A 22,788-nucleotide genomic window follows, 5' to 3' on the forward strand; every position below is an offset into this window, starting at 1 on the left:
CAGAACGTAACGCGCGCAGGCGGGCAATCCGTCCGCCGCGCATGTGACTGGAACGCGCTGGCGCGCGAGCGCCCGGCAGTACTGGTTTCATGTAGGAGATTGTAGAGCGTTCCGCCTCTGGGCACGCGAATTATCCGAGGGAAAACGCGGGGGCCTGACGGCCCGCGCGCAACCTCGCGACGCAGGGAAATTGCCGCGATCGCTTACAAATAGGGACGCAACGATTCGGGACAAAAAAAAGCCCGAGATCGTGAGATCTCGGGCTAAATCCACCAAAGGAGGAGGGTGGAGGAGACAACCGTGGCATGTTGGGAGCTGACTTTCTGCTCGCTGCGCTTCCGGGGTTTTCACCGCGCCGTCTGCGTTTCAACATCCGATGTGTGAATAGTACCTACGTTTTTTGTGCGTTGCAAGATTTTTTTTGATCTATTTTTGAGGGCGCGGGACGCGTTGCTTTTTTGCTGCAAATTTTTCGCGACCCTCCCGCAAAGCCGCGCCAATCAACGACCTTGCCCAAAACCGGGTTTTTGCGAAACGGGTTTACCCCTTGCGGAATAACCCTGAATCATCGCGGGTAATCCCACCCTGGCCGCCGCACCAAAATGGTGCCTCAGGCACCACGAGGCGGCGGAATTTGCGCATTGCAACATTTTTTGCAGGCGCAGTTTCAGATCCAGTAGGCGGTGGTCGTCATGACCTTGGACATGGCGCGCATGGCCATTTTCACGGGCGCGGGCAACGGAACGCCCCCTGCCTGCTCGGCGCTGGCGCGGTGCTGGGCCTCGTCGTCCTTCATCTTCTGGACGATCTGGCGCGAGCGCTCATCCTGCACCGGCAAGGTGCGCAGGTGTTCGTCCAGATGGGCCTCGACCTGCTTTTCGGTTTCGGCCATGAAGCCCAGATTGCGGGGTACGCCCGCCACGCTGGCCATCACGCCCAAGGCAAACGAGCCTGCGTACCAGACGGGATTGAGCAAGCTGGGCCGGCTGCCCAGTTCGTTCAGGCGCTCGTTGCACCAGACCAGATGGTCGACTTCCTCGGCGGCGGCGTTCAGCAGCAGCGCGCGCGGCGCGGGCTCTTTGCAGACCGACGCCTGGCCGCGGTAGAGCGCCTGCGCGCAGACCTCGCCGACATGGTTGACCCGCATGAGCCCGGCGGCGTGGCGTTTTTCCTGCGCCGAGAGGGTCTGCGGCGATTCCTCTGCGGTGGCGGGATAGGCCCGGCCGGCGCTGGCGTTGCCGGACAGCACACGCAACGCCCGGTCGGTCTCGGCCAGCAGGGCATCCAGGGGGCCGTGGCGGCGGCGCAGGGAAACGGGACCGGATTGGGACAACGTGGTGGACATGGCATCTCCTGGCAAATCGGACACCCCGCACCCCTGATGCGAGGCGGGGTTCTCATGCCCGGGATTGTACGCAACGGGTATCATCAGCCATTGACTGCGCTCAAGCTCAAGGACTCACCAAAATGGAATGCACGATCGACTGGGGCGGCCCAAGCGGCATGCTCTTTACCGCCAGCACGGGTAGCGGCCACGTGGCCGTGATGGACGGCGCCGTGGACGGCGGCGGCCACAATCTGGCGCCCCGTCCCATGGAAATGCTGCTGGCGGGCACGGGCGGCTGCACCGCCTACGACGTGGTGCTGATCCTCAAGCGCGGCCGCCACGCGGTCACCGGTTGCAGCGTCAAGCTGCAGGCCGAGCGCGCCGACACCGACCCCAAGGTCTTCACCCGCATTCACTTCGCCTTCACCGTTACCGGCCGCAATCTGCCGCGCGCGGCCGTCGAGCGCGCCGTGCAGCTTTCCCACGAAAAGTACTGCTCGGCCTCGGCCATGCTGGAAAAGACGGCCGCCATGACATTTTCCGTCGACATCGTCGACACGCAAGAAGCCGCCGCCACCGCCTGAGCCGCCTCGCGCGGCCGTGGTGTAATTCGGCATTCACTATATATAGGCGCCGCCGCGACGCGTTCGTGGCGGCGCGCTTGCTTCCCGGACCGGGACAGCAGGCACAAGGATCGCCATGAAACAATACCTGGACCTCGTTCAATCCATCCTCGACACCGGCTCGTGGCAGGAAAACCGGACCGGCATCCGCACCCTCAGCATGCCGGGCGCCTCGCTGCGGTTTGACCTGCAGCAGGGCTTTCCCGCCGTCACCACCAAAAAGCTGGCGTTCAAGTCAGCCATCGGCGAAATGGTGGGTTTTCTGCGCGCCTCGCGCAGCGCGGCGGAATTCCGCGATTTGGGCTGCAAGGTCTGGGACCAGAATGCCAACGAGAACGCCCAGTGGCTGGCGAACCCCTATCGCGAAGGCCCGGACGACCTGGGGCCCGTGTACGGCGTGCAGTGGCGCCAATGGCCGGCCTACAAGATGCTGGATGCCAACCGCCCCGCGCAGATCGAGGACGCGTTGTCGCGGGGCTACGCCAAGGTGGCCGACCTGGTTCAGGACGGCGAGCCGAAGGTGCTGCTGTACAAGGCGGTCGACCAATTGCGGCAATGCCTGGACACCATCCACGAACGCCCGGGCGACCGGCGCATCCTGTTCCATGGCTGGAACTGGGCGCAGATCGAGGAAATGGCGCTGCCCCCCTGTCACCTGCTCTATCAGTTCCTGCCCAACGCGACGACCCGCGAAATCTCGCTGTGCCTGTACATCCGCTCCAACGATGTGGGCCTGGGCACGCCGTTCAATCTGACCGAAGGCGCGGCGCTGCTGCACCTGGTCGGCCGCCTGACCGGCTATACGCCGCGCTGGTTCACCTATTTCATCGGCGATGCGCACATCTACGAGAACCACCTGCCGATGCTGCGCGAGCAACTGACGCGAACGCCTTATGAGTCGCCCCGCCTCGTGCTGTCGGACCGCATTCCCGACTTCGCCGTGACCGGCCGCTACGAGCCCGAGTGGCTCGAGAAGGTGGAACCTGGCGATTTCTCATTGTCGGGCTACACGCACCACGCGCCCCTCACGGCCGCAATGGCCGTCTGACCCCGGCGCCGGCCTGGCCCGGCGCCCGCCTTTCAGGGCTGATCCGCAACCCGCCGGACGACCGTCCGGCGCCCCATTCCTTGCACGTCCCGCAGCAGGTGAAGATTGGTGAGCTTCTGGAAGCGTGATTTCGGTATAACCCATCCCTTAGCCTCGGACGCGCGTCCAGCATGCCGCGCGCCCCGTCGCTATCGACCGGCCCTCGCGGCGCGCCATGCCGAACGCCCGAACCGCGCCGACCGCTGGCGTTGCCCCGCCCAATCCCCCATCCCTATAAAGAGAGTGTGAGAATCGCCAGCGACGAGAGCAGGATCCTCCTTGCGACCGTAATGCAACTGTTGACTACCAATTGAATTGAAAATCGTGCCCCGCGCCGCCGCCGCATGCGCTTAGGACAGGACCCCACAAATGCTCGTTGGAACTTATAACCCTTCGCTCGTCCTCGTATCCTTAGGGGTCGCCATCCTGGCGTCGTATACGGCGCTGGGCATGGCCAACCGCGTGAAGGCATCGAGCGGCCTGCCTGCCGCGAAGTTCTGGCTGGCGGGTGGCGCGTTCGCGATGGGCATCGGGATCTGGTCCATGCACTTTGTGGGCATGCTGGCCTTCAGCCTGCCCATCCCGATGGGATACGACCTGCCGCTGACCGTGCTGTCGCTCGCCATCGCGGTCGCGTGCTCGGCCTTCGCGCTATGGATGGTCTGCAAGGACGAACTGCCGTGGCGCAGGCTGGCGGCGGGCGCACTGCTGATGGGCTCGGGCATCGCGGCGATGCATTACGTCGGCATGGCCGCCATGCGCATGTCGCCGGGCATCGATTACGACCCGATGTGGTTCGCGCTGTCCGTGGTGATTGCCGTCGCCGCATCGGGCGCGGCCTTGTGGATCACGTACCGGCTGAGGCAGGACGGACCGCGCGTGGCGCTGTCGCGCCCGGCGGCCGCGGGAGTCATGGGGCTGGCGATCGTCGGCATGCACTACACGGGCATGGAAGCCGCAGGGTTCCCGGCCGGCAGCATCTGCATGGCGGCCGACGCCGGCATCTCGGCCGGCTGGCTGGCCATCGCCGTGACCGCGGTCACGCTGAGCGTGCTGGCCATCGCCCTGGTCGTGGCGGTGCTGGACAACCGTCTTGAGGCGCGCACGTCCGCCCTGGCCTCGTCCCTGGCCGAAGCCAACGAAGAACTGGTGCAGCTGGCGCTGCACGACACCCTGACCAAACTGCCCAACCGCATCCTGCTCGAAGACCGGATGGAACAGGCCATCGAAAGCGCGACCCGCCGCCGCGGCCATTTCGCGGTGCTGTTCTTCGACTTGGACGGTTTCAAGGCCGTCAACGACGCCTACGGCCACCATACCGGCGACGCGCTGCTGATCGATCTGGCGCAGCGCATCCGCCAGGCGCTGCGCACGCAGGACACGGTCGCCCGGCTGGGCGGCGACGAGTTCATCGTGCTGAGCGAAGTCATTGAACCGACCGACGCGGCCAACGTGGCGGACCGGCTGATCGAGGCCATCGGCCGTCCGGTCACGGTGTACGGCCACGACGTGCTGGTGACCTCCAGCGTGGGCATCGCGGTCTTCCCGAACGATGGCGAAGACACCCACTCCTTGCTGACCAATGCCGACGCGGCGATGTACCACGCCAAGCGGCTGGGCGGCACCGGCTACAGCTTCTTCGAGCCGTCCATGAACGCGGACGCGCACGAGCAGATCGAGCTGCTGCACGACCTGCGCCTGGCGCAGGAGCGCGGCCAGTTCGTCCTGCACTACCAGCCCAAATACGAGGCGCCGGCAGGCCCGATCATGGGCGCCGAAGCGCTGCTGCGCTGGAACCATCCCACGCGCGGCCTGGTGGGCCCGGACCAGTTCATTCCGACGGCGGAAAAGACCGGCCTCATCCTCTCCATCGGCGAATGGGTCATCAACGAGGCCTGCCGCCAGATGCGCGAGTGGATCGATGTCGGCCAGGGGCACTGGACCATCGCCGTGAACATCTCGGCGCTGCAGTTCTCGCATTCGAGCCTGGTGGAAACGGTGCGGTCGGCGCTGGCGCGCCATGGCGTGCCGCCTGCCTGCCTGACCATCGAAGTGACCGAATCGACCGCCATGCGCGACGCCGAGACGAGCCTGACGGTGCTCAAGCGCCTGTCCGAACTGGGCGTCACGATCTCCATCGACGACTTCGGCACGGGTTACTCCAGCCTGCTCTACCTGAAGCGGCTGCCGGCGACCGAGCTGAAAATCGATCGGGGCTTCGTGAACCAGCTGGACAACGACAATGAAGATGCGGCCGTCGTGTCCGCCATCATCGCGCTGGCGCAGCAGCTGAACCTGCGCATCGTGGCCGAAGGCGTCGAGACCGCCGCGCAGCAGAAATTCCTGACCGGGCTGGGCTGCGACTCGCTGCAGGGCTTCCTGCTGGGCAAGCCCATGCCGGCCACCGAGTTCCTGGAACACGCGGAAAACTGACGGGGCCGGCGCCGCAATTTGCTACGCTTACGGCATTCTTCCGGCCAAATCCTTACCCGTTCAAAGCACGCATGCCCGCCAGCCTTACCCTGATCGTCGCCTATTCCACCAACCGCGCCATCGGCCGCGACAACGCCCTGCCCTGGAAACTGCCGGGCGACCTGGCGCATTTCAAGCGCAGCACGCTGGGCCATCCGATCATCATGGGCCGCAAGACGTGGGATTCGCTGGGCCGTCCCCTGCCCGGCCGCAGCAACATCGTCATCAGCCGCAATCCCGATTTCAGTGCCGCCGGCGCCATCCTTGCGCCCACCCTTGAGGCGGCGGTGGCCGCGTGCGGCGACATCGACGAAGCCTTCGTGATCGGCGGCGCGCAGATCTACGCGCAGGCCCTGCCGCTGGCCAGGCGCGTTCTGGCCACGGAAGTCCATGCCGACGTCGAGGGCGATGCGTTCTTCCCGCTGCTGCCCTCGTTCCAATGGAAGGAAACGGCGCGCGAACCGCAGCCCGCCGAAAACGGCTACGACTACGACTTCGTCACGTACGAACGCGCCTGACACTCCCCCCTAGGCCGCGCCCGCATTGCGCATGAAGCGCCACAGCGCGGGCGCCGCCGAATACGCCACGTTAAAGCGCACCCACGCCGTGTCGGCCTCGTCCGCTTCGAAGTAGGAGCCGGGCGCCAGCCAGATGCCGTCCTTGAGCGCCAGTTCCGCCAGGCCGTTTGCGCCGCGTTCGCGCCACTGCCCCGCCACCTTTGCCCACAGGAACAGGCCGCCCTGCGGCCTGCCATGGATTTCAAAGCCGTGCTGACGCATCTGCTCGGCCACTTCCGTATGCGCCTCGGCCAGCCGCTCGCGGGTACGCGCGATATGCGCGCGGTAGCGGCCCTCCCGGATGACCTGGTGCACGATGCGCTCCATGATCTCGGGCGTGGTCAGGCCCACCGCCATCTTGGTGCGGGCGATGTCGCGCACCAGATCGCGGTGCGCCACCACATAGCCCACGCGCACTGACGGACTGATGACCTTTGAGTAGCCGCCCAGGTAGACGACCCGGCGCGCGCCATCCAGCGCCGCCAGCATGGGCGTGACACCCGGCGCCAGCTCGCGCGAGATGTCGTCTTCCACCACCCACAGCCCGTGCCGCTCGGCCGCTTGCAGGATGCGGAATGCATTGGCCATCGTGATGCTGGCGCCCGACGGATTCTGCAGCGCGGTGTTGATGAAGAGCGCGCGCGGCCGGTGCTGCGCCGCCACCTGCTCAAGGGCGTCGCAGTCCAGGCCGTCGGCCGTCCTGGGCACCGCGATGACGCGCAGGCCGGCCAGGCGCAGCATCTGCAATAGATTGGCGTAGGCCGGCTGCTCGACGATCACCGTGTCGCCCGGCCGCAGCAGCGTGCGGATCACCGTGTCCAGCCCATGGGTCACGCCCTGCGTCAGCAGCACCTGCGACGCCTCGACTTCCATGCCCTGCGCGCTCAGGCTGGCCGCGATGGTCTCGCGCAGCGGCGCGTAGCCATAGGGATGCCCGTAATTGGCGATCCGCATCGCGGGCACCCGCCCCATGTGGCGCAGCGCCATGTGCAGGCCTTCTTCGTTCAGCCATTCGCCGGGGAGCCACCCGCACCCCGATTTGATGGGGATGGAGTGGTCGGCAAAGATGTCCGACAGCAGCCACCCCGCGTTCAGGCGCGGCGGCTCCCAGGAGAGCGGTTCGGCGCGGCGCGTGGGCGCGTCGGGCGATGCCACCCGATAGCCCGCGCCGGGCCGCGCGGCTAGCCAGCCCTGCGACACCAGCCGGCTGTAGGCGCTGGCCACGGTGAAGGTGCTGACGCCGTACTGGCGCGCGAACTCCCGGACCGAAGGTAGGGACATACCCGGACGCAGGGTCTGCGCCTCGACGGCGCGCAGGATCGCCGCGACCAGCTGTTCGACGAGGGTGGGCGCGGCCCCGCGGCCGCGGACGGGTTGGAAGTCGATCACGTGCAAACTGTACAGTTGTGGTGCTGACAACTATACAGTTAGCGGCAAATGCGCGGATCGTATATTTTCATTCCCGGCGGGACGTTCCAGAATCGTCCGAATCCCGCTGGCCGCGCGCGTGTTGCGGCGGCCACGGTTGTCCCTCTTCTGGAGTCACCATGAACGCCCCCGCCCAGTTGCCCGACCTGTCCCATCTCTGGATGCCCTTCACTGCCAACAAGCAGTTCAAGGCCCAGCCGCGCATGCTGGCAAAGGCCAAAGGCATGTATTACACGTCCACCGACGGCCGCCAGATCCTGGACGGCACGGCCGGACTGTGGTGCGTCAATGCCGGGCACGGCCGCGAGGAAATCGTCGAGGCCATCGCCCGTCAGGCCGGCGTCATGGACTACGCGCCGGGCTTCCAGCTGGGCCACCCGCTCGCCTTCGAGGCCGCCACTGCGGTGGCAGGCCTGATGCCGCAGGGCCTGGACCGCGTGTTCTTTACCAATTCCGGCTCCGAATCCGTCGACACCACGCTCAAGATCGCCCTGGCCTATCACCGCGCGCGCGGCGAAGGCCAGCGCACGCGCCTCATCGGCCGTGAACGCGGCTATCACGGCGTGGGCTTTGGCGGCATCTCGGTGGGCGGCATCTCGGCCAACCGCAAGACGTTCTCCGGTGCGCTGCTTCCCGCCGTGGACCACCTGCCCCACACCCATAATCTTGAGCAGAACGCCTACTCGAAGGGCCAACCCGCGTGGGGCGCGCACCTGGCCGAAGAACTTGAGCGCATCATCGCCCTGCACGACGCCTCGACCATCGCCGCCGTGATCGTCGAGCCGATGGCCGGCTCCACGGGCGTGCTGATTCCGCCCAAGGGCTATCTGGAAAAGCTGCGCGAAATTACCGCCAAGCACGGCATCCTGCTGATTTTCGATGAGGTCATCACCGCCTACGGCCGCCTGGGCGCCGCCACGGCATCCGAATTCTTCGGCGTGACGCCCGACATCATCGCCATGGCCAAGGGCGTCAGCAACGCGGCCGTGCCGGCCGGCGCGGTCGCCGTTAAACGCGAGGTGCACGACGCCATCGTCAACGGCCCGGCGGGCGGCATCGAGTTCTTCCACGGCTACACCTATTCGGCGCACCCGCTGGCGGCCGCCGCCATCCTGGCCACGCTGGACATCTACCGCCGCGAAGACCTGTTCGGCCGTGCCCGCAAACTGTCGGGCGCATTCCAGGAAGCCGCGCACAGCCTGAAGGGCGCGCCCAACGTCATCGACGTGCGCAACCTGGGCCTGGTGTCCGGCATCGAACTGGCGCCGCGCGCAGGCGCCCCGGGCGCACGCGCCGCCGAAGTCTTCCAGCGCTGCTTCGACAGCGGCCTGATGGTGCGCTACACCGGCGACATCATCGCCGTCTCGCCCCCGCTGATCATCGACGAGGCCCAGATCGGCCAGATCTTCGAGCAGATCGGCAAGATCCTGAAAGAGGTTGCCTGAGTTGCCATCCTGTCGCGCGCCCTTGGCGGCGCGCCATCCGCACACGGGCGGCCACCGGCCGCCCCGCTGCATTTTCTGACGTATTCCCGCATCGAGCCTTGCACCCATGAAGAAGATTCCGCATTTCATCAACGGCCAGCCCTACGATGGCGGCAGCAGCCGCTACGCCGACGGCTTCAACCCGGCCACCGGCGAGATCGCCTCGTCCATCCCGCTGGCATCGAACGACGACGTGGCGATGGCCGTGGCCGCCGCCAAGGCCGCCTTTCCCGCCTGGTCGGAAACCCCGGCGCTCAAGCGCGCCCGTATCCTCTTCAACTTCAAGGCACTGCTGGACCAGCACCAGGATGAACTGGCCGAACTCATCACCCGCGAACACGGCAAGGTGTTCTCGGACGCCAAGGGCGAAGTGATGCGCGGCATCGAGATCGTCGAGTTCGCCTGCGGCATTCCGCAGCTGCTCAAGGGCCAGTACTCCGACCAGATCGGCGGCGGCATCGACAACTGGAGCATGCGCCAGGCGCTGGGCGTGGTGGCCGGCGTCACGCCATTCAACTTCCCGATGATGGTGCCGTGCTGGATGTTCCCGGTGGCCATCGCATGCGGCAACACGTTCGTGCTCAAGCCGTCCGAGCGCGATCCGTCCGCGTCCGTGCGCCTGGCCGCACTGCTTACCGAAGCGGGCCTGCCGCCCGGCGTCTTCAACGTGGTCCACGGCGACAAGCAGGCGGTCGACGCGCTGATCGCGCATCCCGACGTGGAAGCCCTGTCCTTTGTCGGCTCCACGCCGATCGCCGAATACATCTACGCCGAAGGCACCAAGCGCGGCAAGCGCGTGCAGGCCCTGGGCGGCGCCAAGAACCACCTGGTGGTCATGCCCGACGCAGACCTGGATCAGGTGACCGACGCGCTCATGGGCGCGGCCTATGGTTCCGCGGGCGAGCGCTGCATGGCCATTTCGGTGGCCGTTGCGGTGGGCGACGTGGCCGACAAGGTGGTCGAACGCCTGACGCCGCGCGTCAAGGCGCTGGTGGTCAAGGACGGGATGCAATCGGACGCCGAGATGGGTCCGCTGGTCACCGCGCAGCATCGCAAGAAGGTGATGGGCTACATCGAGGACGGCATCGCCTGCGGCGCCGACCTGGTGGTGGACGGCCGCGACCTCACGGTGCCGGGCAACGAAAAGGGCTTTTTCCTGGGCGGCACGCTGTTCGACAACGTCAAGCCGGCCATGAACATCTACCGCGAAGAGATTTTCGGGCCGGTGCTGTGCATCGTGCGCGTGCCGGACTTCGCCAGCGCGGTGGACCTCATCAATGCGCACGAGTTCGGCAACGGCGTGGCCTGCTTCACGTCCGACGGCGGCGTGGCGCGCGCGTTCGCGCGGCAGATCAAGGTCGGGATGGTGGGCATCAACGTGCCGATCCCCGTGCCCATGGCGTGGCATTCGTTTGGCGGCTGGAAGCGTTCGCTGTTCGGAGACCATCATGCGTATGGCGAGGAAGGCATCCGCTTTTACTCGCGCTACAAGAGCGTGATGCAGCGCTGGCCCGACAGCATCGCCAAGGGCGCCGAATTCACGATGCCCGTCGCTAAGTGACGCCCCCCCCGAGGCGCGGAGCGCCTCCCCCCAGGGGGCGTCGCAGCGGACCGGCGGAGCCCGGATCCGCGCGACCCCGCTTTGGCAGGGATTGCCGGACTTGGGGCGCATCGTTCTTGCCTTGGGGTTAAGGGGCGTCGCTTGAAGCACTGACACTGCGCGGCGTCTCGCCGCGCCTTCCGAATATCTGTACGACAGGGGGAAACCTGATGCGCATCGGGATCGGCGGCTTTCAGCATGAGACCAATACGTTCGCGCCGTCGCGCGCGGCGTGGGAGGATTTTGCGGACAAGGGTGGGGGGTGGCCGAAGCTGGTCAGTGGCCCTGCGATGTTCGAGGCGGTGGCGGGGGCCAATATTCCGGTGGCGGGATTTATCGAGGCGATGGGCGAGCATGCGTTGATACCCACGACGTGGGCGGCGGCCAGTCCCTCCGGGCATGTGACCCGGGATGCGTTCGAGCGCATCAGCGCGATGATTCTGCAAGGGCTGTCGCAGGCGATGCCGCTGGACGGCGTGTATCTGGACCTGCACGGCGCGATGGTCACCGAGCATCTGGACGACGGCGAAGGCGAACTGCTCAAGCGCGTGCGTGAACTGGTCGGCCCCAATGTGCCCATCGTCGCCAGCCTGGACCTGCACGCCAACGTGACTCGCGCGATGGTGCGCCATGCCGATGCGCTGGTCTGCTATCGCACCTATCCCCATATCGACATGGCCGAGACCGGCCAGCGCGCCGCAAACCTGCTGGCGCAGCGGCTGGGCGGCATGCCGCGTCATTACGTGGCGCTGCGCAGCCTGCCCTTCCTGATTCCGCTGTGCTGGCAGTCCACCGACATCGAGCCGGCCCGCAGCCTGTACCAGCTGCTGGGCGATCTGGAGGCGCGCGGCGCGGCCAGCAGCATCTCCTTTGCGACCGGATTTCCGGCCGCGGACTTTCCCGAATGCGCCCCCACGGTCTGGGCCTACGGCATGACGCAAGCCGAAGCCGATGCCGCCGCCGACGAGATGGCGCGCGCGGTCGAGAATGCGGAACAGGACTTCGGCGGCAAGCTCTACACGCCGGACGAAGCCGTGCAGGAAGCGCTGCGCCTGGCGCGCGATGCGTCCAAGCCCGTGGTCATTGCCGATGCGCAGGACAACCCGGGCGCGGGCGGCAGTTCCGACACCACCGGCGTGCTGCGCGCGCTCATCCGCCACGATGCGCGCGATACGGCGATTGGTCTGATTGTGGACCCGGCCGCCGCGCTGGCCGCGCACCGCGCCGGCGCTGGAAATACCATTCGGATTGCACTGGGTGGACATTCGGGTATTCCCCACGACGAACCCCTGGACACCGAGTTCATCGTCGAGAAAACTTCCGATGGACGCTTCGATACGCATGGTGCGTTCTATCGCGGCTTTCACATGGATCTGGGCCCCAGCGCGTGCCTGCGCATCGGCGGCGTGCGCATCATCCTGGCCTCCAACAAAGTGCAGATGGCCGACCAGGAGATGTTCCGCTTTGCCGGCGTGGAACCCACGCGCGCCGCGATCCTGGTGGTCAAGAGTTCAGCGCACTTTCGCGCCGATTTCACCCCGATCGCACACACGATCCTGGTGTGCGCGGCGCCCGGTTCCATGCTGATGGATGCGGCAAAACAACCATGGACACGGTTGCGTCCCGGCATCAGAATGGCGCCTTGCGGGCCGCTGTTCGACGGCCGGTCTGCAGCGACAGCCTGACCCTCGCGCGCCGCTTCATCGCGACGCGTCAACGACGTAGCGGCCCATGCGCCGCTCACAACGCTTCAAGGGGAAATACATGCTCAAGTTTGTCCGAGCGGCCGCGCTGGCCGGTGTCACTCTCGCGATGGCTCACGGCGCCTATGCCGAGACCGTCATCAAGACGGTGATGCACTCGCCACTGCGCCTGACCGATCCGCACGCCACCACCGCCTACATCACGACGTGGCATGGCTACATGATCTACGACACCTTGCTGGCCACCGACGCCGACAACAAGGTGCAGCCGCAGATGCTTGAGAAGTGGGAAGTCTCGCCCGACGGCAAGACCTACACCATGACGCTGCGCCCCGGCCAGAAATGGCATGACGGCCAGCCGGTGACCGCCGAGGACTGCGTGGCGTCGATCAAGCGCTGGGCCGCCGGCGACGGCATGGGCCGCACGCTGCTCAAGTTCACCGACAAGATCGAAGTCATCGACGACAAGAGCTTTCGCATCGTCATGAAGGAACCCACGGACCTGGCGCTGCGCGCCCTGTCCAAGCCCACCGGCACCGCGCCGTTCATGATGCCCAAGCGCATCGCCGAACAAGCCATCGGCAAGCCCATCACCGACATGACGGGCTCCGGCCCGTTCAAGGTCGCCGAGTTCAAGCCGGGCGTGAAGACCGTCTACGTCAAGAACACCGACTACGTGCCGCGCAAGGAGCCCGTCAGCGGCCTGGCTGGCGGCAAGGTCGTGCACGTGGACAAGGTCGAGTGGGACGTCATGCCCGACGCCCTGACCACTGCCAACGCGCTGCTGGGCGGCGAGATCGATTTCGTCGAGCAGTTCCCGTATGACCTCTTGCCGATGATCGAAGGCAATCCGGACCTGAAGGAAGAGTCGCTCAGCCCGGTCGGCTACTTCACGATGTACCGCTTCAACTTCAAGTACCCGCCCTTCAACAACAAGAAGATCCGCCAGGCCGCCATGTACGCGATCGGCCAGGAAGACGTGATGAAGGCGCTGGTCGGCAATCCCAAGTACTGGAAGACCTGCGCCTCGCTGTGGGGCTGCGGCACGCCGCTGGAAAGCGATATCGGCAAGGACATGATCGTCCCGTCGAACATCGAGAAGGCCAAGGCGCTGCTCAAGGAAGCGGGTTACGACAACACGCCCATCCTGGTCATGCACGCCACCGACGTGGGCACGCTGTCGGCGCAACCGGTCGTGATGGCCGCGGCGCTGCGCAAGGCGGGCTTCAACGTCAACCTGGCGGCGATGGACTGGCAAAGCGTGGCCACGCGCCGCGCCTCGAAGGCCGCACCGGCCGAAGGCGGCTGGAACATCCACAACACCAACTGGTACGCCACCGACGTGATGGACCCGGTGCGCTCCGCCCCCGCGGCCGCCAACGGCGACAACGCGTGGTTCGGCTGGCCCGACTTCCCGCAGATCGAAGAACTGCGCACGAAGATGGCGCTGACCTCGGACCCGGCGGAACAAAAGAAGATCTCCGAGGAAGTGCAGCGCATCGGCATCGACGAAGGCCTGTACGTGCCGCTGGGCCAGATGTCCGTGCCCACCGTCTACTCGACCAAGCTGTCGGGCCTGGTGCACGCGCCGGTCTTCGCGTTCTGGAACGTCAAAAAGGCCCCTTGATGGGCTCGGGGCCTGCGCGCCGCAGCAAGCAGTCCGCGCAGGCCTAATTGGTACAGGGGGAAATACATGCTGGCATTTGTCTCACGCCGGCTCCTCGCGACCATCCCAGTCCTGGTGATGGTCGCGGTGGTGGTCTTTGCGATATTGCGTTTCAGCCCCGGAGATCCGGCCATCATCATGGCGGGCGACGGCGCCACGCCCGAACGTATCGTCCAGATACGGCAGACGATGGGCCTGGACCAGCCGGTGGTCAAGCAGTTCTTCATCTGGGGCGGCAAGCTCCTGCAGGGTGACCTGGGCACCTCGCTGATGTCCGGCGTGCCGGTCACCAAGCTCATCGCGCAGCGCCTTGAACCGTCGCTCAGCCTGGCCGTGCTCACGCTGGTGTTCACGCTGCTCGTCGCCATTCCGCTTGGCGTGCTGGCGGCATGGCGCCAGGGCAAGCTGCTGGACCGCGCCGTCATGGGCTTCTCGGTGCTGGGATTTTCCGTGCCGGTGTTCGTGACCGGCTACCTGCTGATCTGGGCCTTCGCCATCAAGCTGGGCTGGTTCAACGTGCAGGGCTATGTGCCGCTGGAAAAGGGGTTCTGGCCGTTCCTGCACCGGCTCATCCTGCCTTCGCTGGCGCTGTCCACGGTCTACGTGGCGCTGATCGCGCGCATCACGCGCACCAGCGTCATCGAGGTCATGGGCGAGGACTTCATCCGCACCGCCCGCTCCAAGGGCCTGGGCGAAACCGGGGTGCTGCTGGGCCATGCCCTGCGTAACGCGGCCGTGCCCATCGCCACCGTCGTGGGCGTGGGCATCGCGCTCCTGATCAGCGGTGTCGTCGTCACCGAGTCGGTGTTCAACATCCCGGGCCTTGGCCGGCTGGTGGTCGAAGCCGTGCTGGCGCGCGACTACCCCGTCATCCAGGGCCTGACGCTTTTCTTCGCGTTCGTCTACGTGTTCATCAATCTTGTTGTCGATTGCGCCTATACGGTGTTCGACCCGCGGATCAGGTACTGACACCATGAGCATGCAAACGCCAACCGATGCCGCCGCGCAAGCGGCCGCCGACCTCCCCGGAGGCGGTACCCCGCACATCACCGCCTGGCGGCAGATCCGCCAGGGGCTCAAGAGCTGGCCCGTCATGCTCGCGCTGGTGGTGCTGGCGGCGATCGTCTTCGTCGCCGTATTCGCGCCGCTCCTGGGCACGGTCGATCCCACCCTCCTCAATCCGGGCGCGCGCCTGAAGCAGCCCTTCACCGACTATCTGCTGGGCACCGACGCGTTCGGCCGCGACGTGTGGTCGCGTGTCGCCTACGGCGCGCGCATCTCGCTGATCGCGGGCCTGGGCGCCGCCGTGGTCAGCGTGGTCATCGGGCTGGTCATCGGCGTCATCGCCGGCTGGTTCCGGTCGCTGGACGGTCCGATCATGCGCACCATGGACGCCATCATGGCGATCCCCGGCATTCTGCTGGCGATCGCGCTGGTGTCGGTCACGGGCGCCAGCATCACGACCGTGCTCGTGGCCATCACCATCCCGGAAATCCCGCGGGTGGTGCGCCTGGTGCGCGGCCAGATCCTCAGCGTGCGCGGCGAGCCCTACGTCGAGGCCGCGCTGGCGCTGGGCACGCCGCTGCCGCTGCTCTTGTGGCGGCACATGGTGCCCAGCACGATCGCGCCGCTGACCGTGCAGGGCACCTACGTCTTTGCGTCCGCCATGCTGACCGAGGCCATCCTGAGCTTCCTGGGCGCGGGCATCCCGCCCGAGATCGCGTCCTGGGGCAACATCATGTCCGAAGGCCGCATGTATTTCCGCATGCTGCCCGGCCTGATCCTGTTCCCCGGACTGTTCCTGTCGCTGACCGTGCTCAGCGTGAACATCCTGGGCGACGCCTTGCGCGACGCGCTGGACCCGAAAATGGTGCGCAGGATCTGATGCCGATGAACTATTCCCCCAATCCCCCCGCGGGCGATACCTCGTCCGCCATCCTGGCCATCCGCAACCTGTCGGTCGAAGTCGCCGGCGCGGGCAACCGCGTCGTGCGCAACCTGAGCCTGGACGTGCATGCCGGCGAAACGGTGTGCGTGGTCGGCGAGTCCGGTTCGGGCAAGTCCGTCACGTCGCTGGCCGTCATGGGCCTATTGCCGCAAGGCATCCTGGGCATCAGCGCGGGCTCGATCCGCGTCGAAGGCGAGGACGTCGCCACGGCCACGCAGCGCCGGCTGCGCGAGCTGCGCGCCACGCGCATGGCGATGGTCTTTCAGGAACCCATGACCGCGCTGAACCCCGTGCACACGGTGGGCAAGCAGGTCGACGAGGTGCTGCGCCTGCACCGCAAGAACATGTCGGCGGCCGAGCGCCGCGCCAAGGTGCTGGACATGTTCCAGTCCGTGCACCTGCCCGACATCGAACGCATCTACGACGCCTATCCGCACCAGTTGTCGGGCGGGCAGCGCCAGCGCATCGTCATCGCGATGGCGCTGATCCTGGAACCCAAGCTGCTGATCGCCGACGAGCCCACCACGGCGCTGGACGTCACCACGCAAAAGCAGATTCTTGCGCTCATCAAGGAGCTGCAGGTCAAGCACCGGACGGCAGTGCTGTTCATCACGCACGACTTCGGCGTGGTAGCCGAGATCGCGGACCGCATCGTCGTCATGAACCGCGGCGACCTGATCGAAAGCGGCTCGCGCCACGAGATCCTGGCCGAACCCAAGCAGTCCTACACACGCCGGCTGGTGTCCTCGGTGCCCAGCCTGGTGCCCTCGCGCCGCGAGCCGCCCGGCGGCACGCCGGTGCTGCACGTCAAGGGTCTGGGCCGCACTTATGGCGCCAAGGGCTCGCTGTTCTCGCGCAAGGCGGCGCAGCACGTCGTTGCCGCCACCGACGTCAACCTGACATTGCGCAAGGGCGAGATCCTGGGCATCGTCGGCGAATCGGGATCGGGCAAATCGACGGTCGCGCGCTGCATCGTGCGGCTCATCGAGCCCACCGCCGGCCACATGATGATGGGCGGCGAAGACCTCAGCACGCTGTCCGGATCGGCGCTGCGTCCCGTGCGCCGCCGCATCCAGATCGTGTTCCAGGACCCGTACCGGTCGCTCAACCCGCGCCGCACGGTCGGCGAGTCCATCATCGAAGGCCTGCTGAATTTCGGCGTGCCGCGCGACGAGGCGCTAAAGCGCGCCAGCGAAACCCTCAGCGTGGTGGGGCTGAGCCCCGACGCGATGCGGCGCTATCCCCACCAGTTCTCCGGCGGCCAGCGCCAGCGCATCTGCATCGCGCGCGCCCTGGTCATGGATCCGGAAATCCTGGTGGCCGACGAAGCCGTCTCGGCGCTGGACGTGTCGGTGCAGGCCCAGGTGCTGGAGCTGCTGGAACAGGTGCGCGAGCGCACCGGCGTGGGCGTGCTGTTCATCACGCACGACCTGCGCGTGGCCGCGCAGATCTGCGACACCATCATGGTGATGCAGCGCGGGCAGGTGGTGGAAACCGGCTCGGCCGAAACCGTGCTGACCGAGCCCCGCCACCCGTATACCCGCGCCCTGATCGATGCCGCCCCGGGGCGCGACTGGGACTTCCGCAACTTCCGGCCGATCGCGCCTGGCCTCTTGCCTGTCGCTCCCCCCGCCGCCTGACGCCTTTTTCGCATCACTGGAACCGAGATGCCGCAACCGCATGAAATGTCCGCCCAGGAACTCCTGCAGGCGTATCGCAGCAAGACCCTGTCGCCCGTCGAGGCCACGCGTGCCGTGCTCGATCACATCGAGCGCTGGGAGCCCCGGCTGCACGCAACCTATGCGCTGGATCCGGAAGGCGCGCTGGCCATGGCCCGAGCCTCGGAGGCCCGCTGGATGAAGGGCGAGCCGCAGTCCTGCGGCGGATTTTCGCTCGATGGCGTGCCCGCCACCATCAAGGAAAACATCGCCACCCGCGGCGTGCCCGTGCCGCTGGGCACCGCGGCCACCGACCTCACCCCGGCGGCGGCGGATGCCCCGCCGGCGGCGCGCATGCGCGAGGCGGGCGCCGTCCTGCTGGGCAAGACCACCATGCCCGACTACGGCATGCTGTCCTCCGGCCTGTCGAGCTTTCATGAACTGACGCGCAACCCCTGGGACCTGACCAAGAATCCGGGCGGCTCCAGCGCGGGCGCCGGAGCGGCGGCCGCCGCCGGCTATGGCCCCCTGCATATCGGCACCGACATCGGCGGCTCGGTGCGCCTGCCCGCCGCCTGGTGCGGCATCGCCACGCTCAAGCCCAGCCTGGGCCGCATTCCCATCGATCCGCCCTTCATGGGCCGCTGCGCCGGCCCCATGACGCGCACCATCACCGATACGGCGCTGATGATGGGCGTGCTGTCGCAGCCGGACGCCCGCGACCACATGAGCCTGCCCTTCCAGGAGATCGACTGGCTGAACCTGGACCAGGACGTGCGCGGCCTGCGCATCGGCCTCTTGCTGGACGCAGGCTGCGGACTGCCGCTGGATCCGGAGACCCGCGATGCGGTCGAAGCCGCCGCGCGCGCCTTCGAAGCGGCGGGCGCCATCGTCACGCCCATGCAGCCCTGGATGACGCCCGGCATGCTGGACGGCGTGGACCGCTTCTGGCGCACCCGTTCGGCCATCGACCTGGCCGCGCTGTCCGAAGAACGCCGCGCGAAGATTCTGCCCTTCATCCGCGCCTGGGCCGAAAGCGGCGGCGGCCACAGCGGCGAAGACGTGTTTCGCAGCTACTACGAAACGCTGAACGTGCGGGCGCGCACGGTCGCCGCCTGCGCGCCGTTCGATTACGTGCTGTCGCCGGTGGCGCCGGTGGTGGCCTACAACGCCGAGTGGCCCTCGCCCACCAACGAGGTCGCCACCACGATGCACCACATCGGGTTCACGCTGCCCTTCAACATGAGCGAGCAGCCCGCGGCTTCGGTCAATTGCGGCTACACGAAGGCGGGCCTGCCGATCGGCCTGCAGATCGCCGGCGCGCGCTTTGACGATCTGGGCGTGCTGCGCGTGGCGCGCGCGTGGGAACGGATGCGTCCCGCGCAGCGCCCCTGGCCGCAGCCGGTGTCGGCCCACTGACTTTCCACGGCAACCCACAGGAACATCCCATGCGTTGGCTTTTGGCAATGATCAAGCACGAGACGAACACGTTTTCGCCCGTGCCCACCCCCCTTGAGCGCTTCTTTCGCGGCAGTCCCGAGATCCTGGCCGGCGAGCGCGCCATCAAGGCCTACGAGAACACCGACAGCGGCCTGGGCGGCTACATCGAGGTCGCCCGCCGCGAAGGCGCGGAAATGGTCGTGCCGGTCGCGGCCGAGTCCTGGCCCAGCGGTCCCGCCAGCGCGCAGACGCACGAGCGCCTGTGCACGCTGATCCTGGACGAGGTCAAGCGCGGCGGTTTCGACGCCATCCTGCTGGACCTGCACGGCGCGATGGTCGCCGAGGGCGTCGAGGATGCCGAGGGCGACCTGCTGCGCCGCCTGCGCGAGATCGATCCCACGACGCCCGTCGCCGTGACGCTGGACATGCACGCCAACATCTACGACGACATCGTGCGCAACGCCACGGTGATCAGCGGCTTTCATACGTATCCGCACGTGGACATCCGCGATGCGGGCGTGCGCGCGGCGAACGTCATCGTCCGCACGCTCAAGGGCGAGATCAAGCCGGTGATGACCTGGGCCAACAAGCCCATGCTGCCGCACATCATGTGCCAAGGCACGCATGCCGCGCCCAACAAGCCGCTGCAGGAGCGGTGCAAGGAACTGGAGGCTGGCGGCGTGCTGGCGGCCTCGGTTTTCGTGGGCTTTCCCCACGCGGACATCCGCGAGGCCGGCCTGAGCGCCGTCGTCTGTACCGACGGCAACCTGGCCGAAGCCGAACAGCATCGCGACGAATTGCTGGACCGCGCGTGGCGCGGCCGCGCCGACTGGGTGTTCCATTCCGAGCCGCTGGCGCCCACCATCGCGCGCGCCAAGGCCATCGAACAAGGCCCGGTCGTGCTGCTGGACCACTACGACAACACCGGCTCGGGCGGCACGATGGACACGACGGCCGTGCTGGCCGAAGTGCTGCGCCAGGAACTCGACAACGTCGTCTTCTACGCCATCTGCGATCCGCAGGCCGCGCGCGAAGCCGCCGCCGCGGGCGTGGGCAACACCATCACGCTCAAGCTGGGCGGCAAGCTGCCCATGCCGGCCATCAAGCAGCCCAGTGAACCGCTGGAGGTCACCGGCCGCGTCAAGCTGGTGTTCGACGGCGTCTACCTGAACCGGGGCCCCATGTATCGCGGCGTGCGCAACGACACGGGCCTGACGGTGGTCATCGACACCGGCCGGGTGGAGATCGTGGTGGTGTCCCGCCACCAGGAGCCCTTCGACATCAACTGCCTGCTGTCGGCCGGCATCGATCCGCTGCAAAAGCGGTATGTGGTGCTCAAGAGCCGCATCCACTGGCGCGCGGGATTCTCGGACATGGCCACCGAGATCATCGAATGCACCGGCGTGGGCGTCACGACCTCCGACTATGCCCAGCTTGATTTCAAACACGTTCGGCGTCCGATCTATCCGCTGGACTCCATCTGAACCCAGGCACTTTGTCGACAAAAAAGCCGGCGCACCCGCGCCGGCTTTCATTTTGAAATCTTCGGTAACTGCGCGCGCGTTTGCGGGACACGTGTCTCGGTATACTCCGCCGCGGGCCTGACAGGCCGATGAACACGCGTATCCAGGAACGGTTCCGCTCGCGCGGACGCGAGTGGCGCAGTTGGCCGCCGCTGCCGGATATGACTCGACAATCAACGATATAAGCAGAGCGATGAAAAAGAGCGTAGCGATCACCCTGGGCGTGGTCATAGTGGGAGCGGGAAGCTGGGTCGGCGCCACGTGGTACACCGGCAAGCGCATCGAAGAAGACGCGCAGCGTTACCTGGCGCAGGCCAACGAGAAGCTGGCCAAGGTCACGCCCCTGTTCGGTCTGCGCATCGACCAGCTCAAGTACGAGCGCGGCCTGTTCTCCACGCAAGCGCGCTATGGCGTGTCGTTCATCAAGAACGACAAGGGCCTGGACGACCTGCCCGGCGGCATGATCGAGTTCGACGCGAACGTCGAGCACGGCCCCTTCCCCAAAAGCGCCCTGGCGCGCGGCGCCATTGCGCCCAAGCTGGCGTTCATCCACGCCGAGATCGCCAAGACGGACAACATCAAGCCCGTCTTCGAGCTGACCAAGGACGTGTCCCCGCTGATGAGCGACGCGATCGTCAGCTATAGCGGCAATGCGGTGACGACCGCCGCGGTCGCCCCCGTTACCGTCACGCACGACGGCAACGCGCTCGACTTCAGCGGCATGCGCATCGAAGGCACCTTCGACCGCGCCACCCAGGCGGTCACCGCGCACGGCGTGATGGACAAGCTGGCCGTCGACGGCACCAAGAGCAGCGACCCGGTGAAGATGACCGTGGCGGGCCTGACCATGGACGTCGACAGCCGCATGGGCAAGTTCGGCATTTCCATGGGCAATTCGGACCTGAAGATCAAGCGCGTGGACGTCCTGCGCCCCACCGACGACATGAAGGTGGCGCTGGACAACTTCAGCTATGGCGTGAAGCTGTCCGAGGACGACAAGGCGATCAACGTGCAGGCCGCCTATCAGACAGGCGACCTCACCGTGAACGACGTCGTGCTGGGCAACGGCCAGGCCGTGGTGAAGCTTGCCCGCCTGGACGGCCAGGCCGTCAAGCAACTGTCGGACACCTACAACCAGCTCATGCGCCAGTACATGCTGGGCGCCAGCGACGAAGGCCTGAAGGACGAACAGTTCGACGTCCTGCTGGACAACGCCGGCAAGCTGCTGGCCGGCAATCCGTCGTTCAGCATCGATCCGCTGAGCTGGAAAACGGCCAAGGGCGAAAGCAAGCTGACGTTCACGCTTGAAATGGCCAACCCGGCCAACGCCAAGGACCTGACCCCGCAGGAAATCGCGGTGCAGGCGATCAAGAAGATCGACGCCTCGCTGGTGATCTCCAAGCCGATGGTGCAGGACCTGATGGTGCAGTACGCCATGAAGAAGGAAGGCCTGACCGCCGAGAAGGCCGCGGCCGACGCCGACGAGAGCATCCGCCAGATGGCCGGCATGGCCGAAATGATGAACGTCGGCAAGAACGACGGCGACAACATCGTCGGCAAGTTCACGTTCGCCGATGGCATGGGCGACCTGAACGGCCAGAAGATCCCCGCCGATGAACTGTTCAGCGGCCTGCTGGGCGCCACCGGCATGAACGGCATGGACGATGACGATGAGCTGTCGGGCATCGGCATGGATTCCGACGAGGAATCCACCGCCGCCGCACCGGTGGCGGGCGTCATGCAGGACTTCAACCTGGAAGACGTCGCCAACATGCTGGACGACATGGGCTACACCGTCACCCGCACCGATGGCACCGACGGCCCCGTGCTGGTCCTGAACCCGGGCACCACCGGCGCCACGGATCTGCGCCTGGAGTTCCTGTGCAACGACTTCACGGAAAAGTGCCTGGACCTCGTGGCGACCGCCACGTATGCCACCAAGAAGCCGATGTCGCTCAAGGCGATCAACGCCTGGAACCAGGAATACCGCTGGAGCCGCGCCTACCTGGATGACAAGAACCAGGCTGTGCTGCAGATGGACATGAACGCCGAAGGCGGGCTGGGCAAGGACAACCTGCAGATCCTGCTCAACACCTTCATCAGCATCGCCGAAGACTTCGGCGCCGCGGCGAAAGCGCCCGCGAAGTAATGCGCGGCCGGCCTGACGCCGGCCCCAGACAAAAGCCCCCGCCTGTGAAGGACGGGGGCTTTTTCATGCCGCTGCCAAGGTGTCTGACACCCGATGAGACGCTGCGACAGGCTGAAGCGCATC

At 66.6% G+C, this 22,788-nt stretch carries 16 protein-coding genes; 14 read left to right on the plus strand and 2 right to left on the minus strand.

The genetic code is table 11. From position 1 onward, the window contains the following. Positions 1-667: 667 nt before the first annotated feature. Positions 668-1,345, minus strand: a complete 678-nt coding sequence (gene coq7, locus V6V88_RS23655; protein ID WP_062839989.1) for a 2-polyprenyl-3-methyl-6-methoxy-1,4-benzoquinone monooxygenase — start codon at positions 1,343-1,345, stop codon at positions 668-670. Positions 1,346-1,467: 122 nt separating this feature from the next. On the opposite strand from coq7, the gene V6V88_RS23660 reads away from it, so the two are divergent. The 4 genes from V6V88_RS23660 (at position 1,468) to V6V88_RS23675 (ending at position 6,027) form a co-directional block, all read left to right on the plus strand. After that, complete coding sequence (locus tag V6V88_RS23660; protein ID WP_056325280.1) at positions 1,468-1,911, plus strand: OsmC family protein; 444 nt, start codon at positions 1,468-1,470, stop codon at positions 1,909-1,911. A 115-nt stretch (positions 1,912-2,026) separates the two neighbouring features. Beyond that, positions 2,027-2,998 carry a thymidylate synthase gene (locus tag V6V88_RS23665; protein ID WP_056325276.1) on the plus strand — a complete coding sequence of 324 codons (972 nt, stop codon included), beginning with the start codon at positions 2,027-2,029 and terminating at the stop codon, positions 2,996-2,998. A 408-nt stretch (positions 2,999-3,406) separates the two neighbouring features. After that, complete coding sequence (locus tag V6V88_RS23670; protein ID WP_223573032.1) at positions 3,407-5,470, plus strand: bifunctional diguanylate cyclase/phosphodiesterase; 2,064 nt, start codon at positions 3,407-3,409, stop codon at positions 5,468-5,470. A gap of 71 nt (positions 5,471-5,541) precedes the next feature. Further along, on the plus strand, positions 5,542-6,027 hold the full coding sequence (locus V6V88_RS23675; protein WP_062839986.1) for a dihydrofolate reductase: 486 nt from the start codon (positions 5,542-5,544) through the stop codon (positions 6,025-6,027). A gap of 9 nt (positions 6,028-6,036) precedes the next feature. On the opposite strand, the gene V6V88_RS23680 is transcribed toward V6V88_RS23675, so the two are convergent. After that, positions 6,037-7,455, minus strand: a complete 1,419-nt coding sequence (locus V6V88_RS23680; RefSeq protein WP_062839985.1) for a PLP-dependent aminotransferase family protein — start codon at positions 7,453-7,455, stop codon at positions 6,037-6,039. 158 nt (positions 7,456-7,613) lie between these two features. Here V6V88_RS23680 and V6V88_RS23685 point away from each other — a divergent pair, with 158 nt between their 5' ends. The 10 genes from V6V88_RS23685 to V6V88_RS23730 all read left to right on the plus strand — a co-directional run bounded on the left by V6V88_RS23685 (position 7,614) and on the right by V6V88_RS23730 (position 22,665). After that, positions 7,614-8,939: an aspartate aminotransferase family protein gene (locus V6V88_RS23685; protein ID WP_056325267.1), complete on the plus strand. Its 1,326-nt coding sequence runs from the start codon at positions 7,614-7,616 to the stop codon at positions 8,937-8,939. Between the two features lie 106 nt (positions 8,940-9,045). Further along, positions 9,046-10,539 (plus strand): CoA-acylating methylmalonate-semialdehyde dehydrogenase, encoded by a 1,494-nt coding sequence (locus V6V88_RS23690; RefSeq protein ID WP_223573035.1) that lies wholly within the window; start codon positions 9,046-9,048, stop codon positions 10,537-10,539. Between the two features lie 209 nt (positions 10,540-10,748). Next, positions 10,749-12,263 (plus strand): M81 family metallopeptidase, encoded by a 1,515-nt coding sequence (locus V6V88_RS23695; protein WP_223573037.1) that lies wholly within the window; start codon positions 10,749-10,751, stop codon positions 12,261-12,263. A gap of 79 nt (positions 12,264-12,342) precedes the next feature. Beyond that, entirely contained in the window at positions 12,343-13,908 is a 1,566-nt protein-coding gene (locus V6V88_RS23700; protein WP_056325258.1) for an ABC transporter substrate-binding protein, read from the plus strand. Positions 13,909-13,974: 66 nt separating this feature from the next. Beyond that, positions 13,975-14,916 (plus strand): ABC transporter permease, encoded by a 942-nt coding sequence (locus V6V88_RS23705; RefSeq protein WP_056325255.1) that lies wholly within the window; start codon positions 13,975-13,977, stop codon positions 14,914-14,916. 10 nt (positions 14,917-14,926) lie between these two features. Continuing rightward, positions 14,927-15,832, plus strand: coding sequence for an ABC transporter permease (locus V6V88_RS23710; protein ID WP_056325963.1), 906 nt, complete (start codon positions 14,927-14,929; stop codon positions 15,830-15,832). Positions 15,833-15,837: 5 nt separating this feature from the next. Further along, positions 15,838-17,535 carry an ABC transporter ATP-binding protein gene (locus V6V88_RS23715; protein ID WP_223573039.1) on the plus strand — a complete coding sequence of 566 codons (1,698 nt, stop codon included), beginning with the start codon at positions 15,838-15,840 and terminating at the stop codon, positions 17,533-17,535. Between the two features lie 27 nt (positions 17,536-17,562). Then, positions 17,563-18,972, plus strand: a complete 1,410-nt coding sequence (locus tag V6V88_RS23720; protein WP_175156098.1) for an amidase — start codon at positions 17,563-17,565, stop codon at positions 18,970-18,972. Positions 18,973-19,001: 29 nt separating this feature from the next. Further along, the gene (locus V6V88_RS23725) at positions 19,002-20,477 is read left to right on the plus strand and encodes a M81 family metallopeptidase (RefSeq protein WP_062839982.1); all 1,476 of its coding nucleotides are present in this window, start codon (positions 19,002-19,004) and stop codon (positions 20,475-20,477) included. 232 nt (positions 20,478-20,709) lie between these two features. Continuing rightward, the gene (locus V6V88_RS23730; protein ID WP_062839981.1) at positions 20,710-22,665 is read left to right on the plus strand and encodes a DUF945 family protein; all 1,956 of its coding nucleotides are present in this window, start codon (positions 20,710-20,712) and stop codon (positions 22,663-22,665) included. Positions 22,666-22,788: the final 123 nt, after the last annotated feature.

The sequence above is a fragment of the Achromobacter sp. E1 genome, from assembly GCF_037039475.1.
GTDB lineage: Bacteria > Pseudomonadota > Gammaproteobacteria > Burkholderiales > Burkholderiaceae_B > Achromobacter > Achromobacter mucicolens.

What these genes read in the sequence shown, in the direction of transcription:
- V6V88_RS23685 (WP_056325267.1), top strand. Translation starts at nt 7,614, where the DNA reads ATGAACGCCCCCGCCCAGTTGCCCGACCTGTCCCATCTCTGGATGCCC.
- V6V88_RS23720 (WP_175156098.1), top strand. Translation starts at nt 17,563, where the DNA reads ATGCCGCAACCGCATGAAATGTCCGCCCAGGAACTCCTGCAGGCGTAT.
- V6V88_RS23660 (WP_056325280.1), top strand. Translation starts at nt 1,468, where the DNA reads ATGGAATGCACGATCGACTGGGGCGGCCCAAGCGGCATGCTCTTTACC.
- V6V88_RS23705 (WP_056325255.1), top strand. Translation starts at nt 13,975, where the DNA reads ATGCTGGCATTTGTCTCACGCCGGCTCCTCGCGACCATCCCAGTCCTG.
- V6V88_RS23730 (WP_062839981.1), top strand. Translation starts at nt 20,710, where the DNA reads ATGAAAAAGAGCGTAGCGATCACCCTGGGCGTGGTCATAGTGGGAGCG.
- coq7 (WP_062839989.1), bottom strand. Translation starts at nt 1,345, where the DNA reads ATGTCCACCACGTTGTCCCAATCCGGTCCCGTTTCCCTGCGCCGCCGC.
- V6V88_RS23695 (WP_223573037.1), top strand. Translation starts at nt 10,749, where the DNA reads ATGCGCATCGGGATCGGCGGCTTTCAGCATGAGACCAATACGTTCGCG.
- V6V88_RS23670 (WP_223573032.1), top strand. Translation starts at nt 3,407, where the DNA reads ATGCTCGTTGGAACTTATAACCCTTCGCTCGTCCTCGTATCCTTAGGG.
- V6V88_RS23690 (WP_223573035.1), top strand. Translation starts at nt 9,046, where the DNA reads ATGAAGAAGATTCCGCATTTCATCAACGGCCAGCCCTACGATGGCGGC.
- V6V88_RS23710 (WP_056325963.1), top strand. Translation starts at nt 14,927, where the DNA reads ATGCAAACGCCAACCGATGCCGCCGCGCAAGCGGCCGCCGACCTCCCC.
- V6V88_RS23700 (WP_056325258.1), top strand. Translation starts at nt 12,343, where the DNA reads ATGCTCAAGTTTGTCCGAGCGGCCGCGCTGGCCGGTGTCACTCTCGCG.
- V6V88_RS23715 (WP_223573039.1), top strand. Translation starts at nt 15,838, where the DNA reads ATGAACTATTCCCCCAATCCCCCCGCGGGCGATACCTCGTCCGCCATC.
- V6V88_RS23675 (WP_062839986.1), top strand. Translation starts at nt 5,542, where the DNA reads ATGCCCGCCAGCCTTACCCTGATCGTCGCCTATTCCACCAACCGCGCC.
- V6V88_RS23665 (WP_056325276.1), top strand. Translation starts at nt 2,027, where the DNA reads ATGAAACAATACCTGGACCTCGTTCAATCCATCCTCGACACCGGCTCG.
- V6V88_RS23725 (WP_062839982.1), top strand. Translation starts at nt 19,002, where the DNA reads ATGCGTTGGCTTTTGGCAATGATCAAGCACGAGACGAACACGTTTTCG.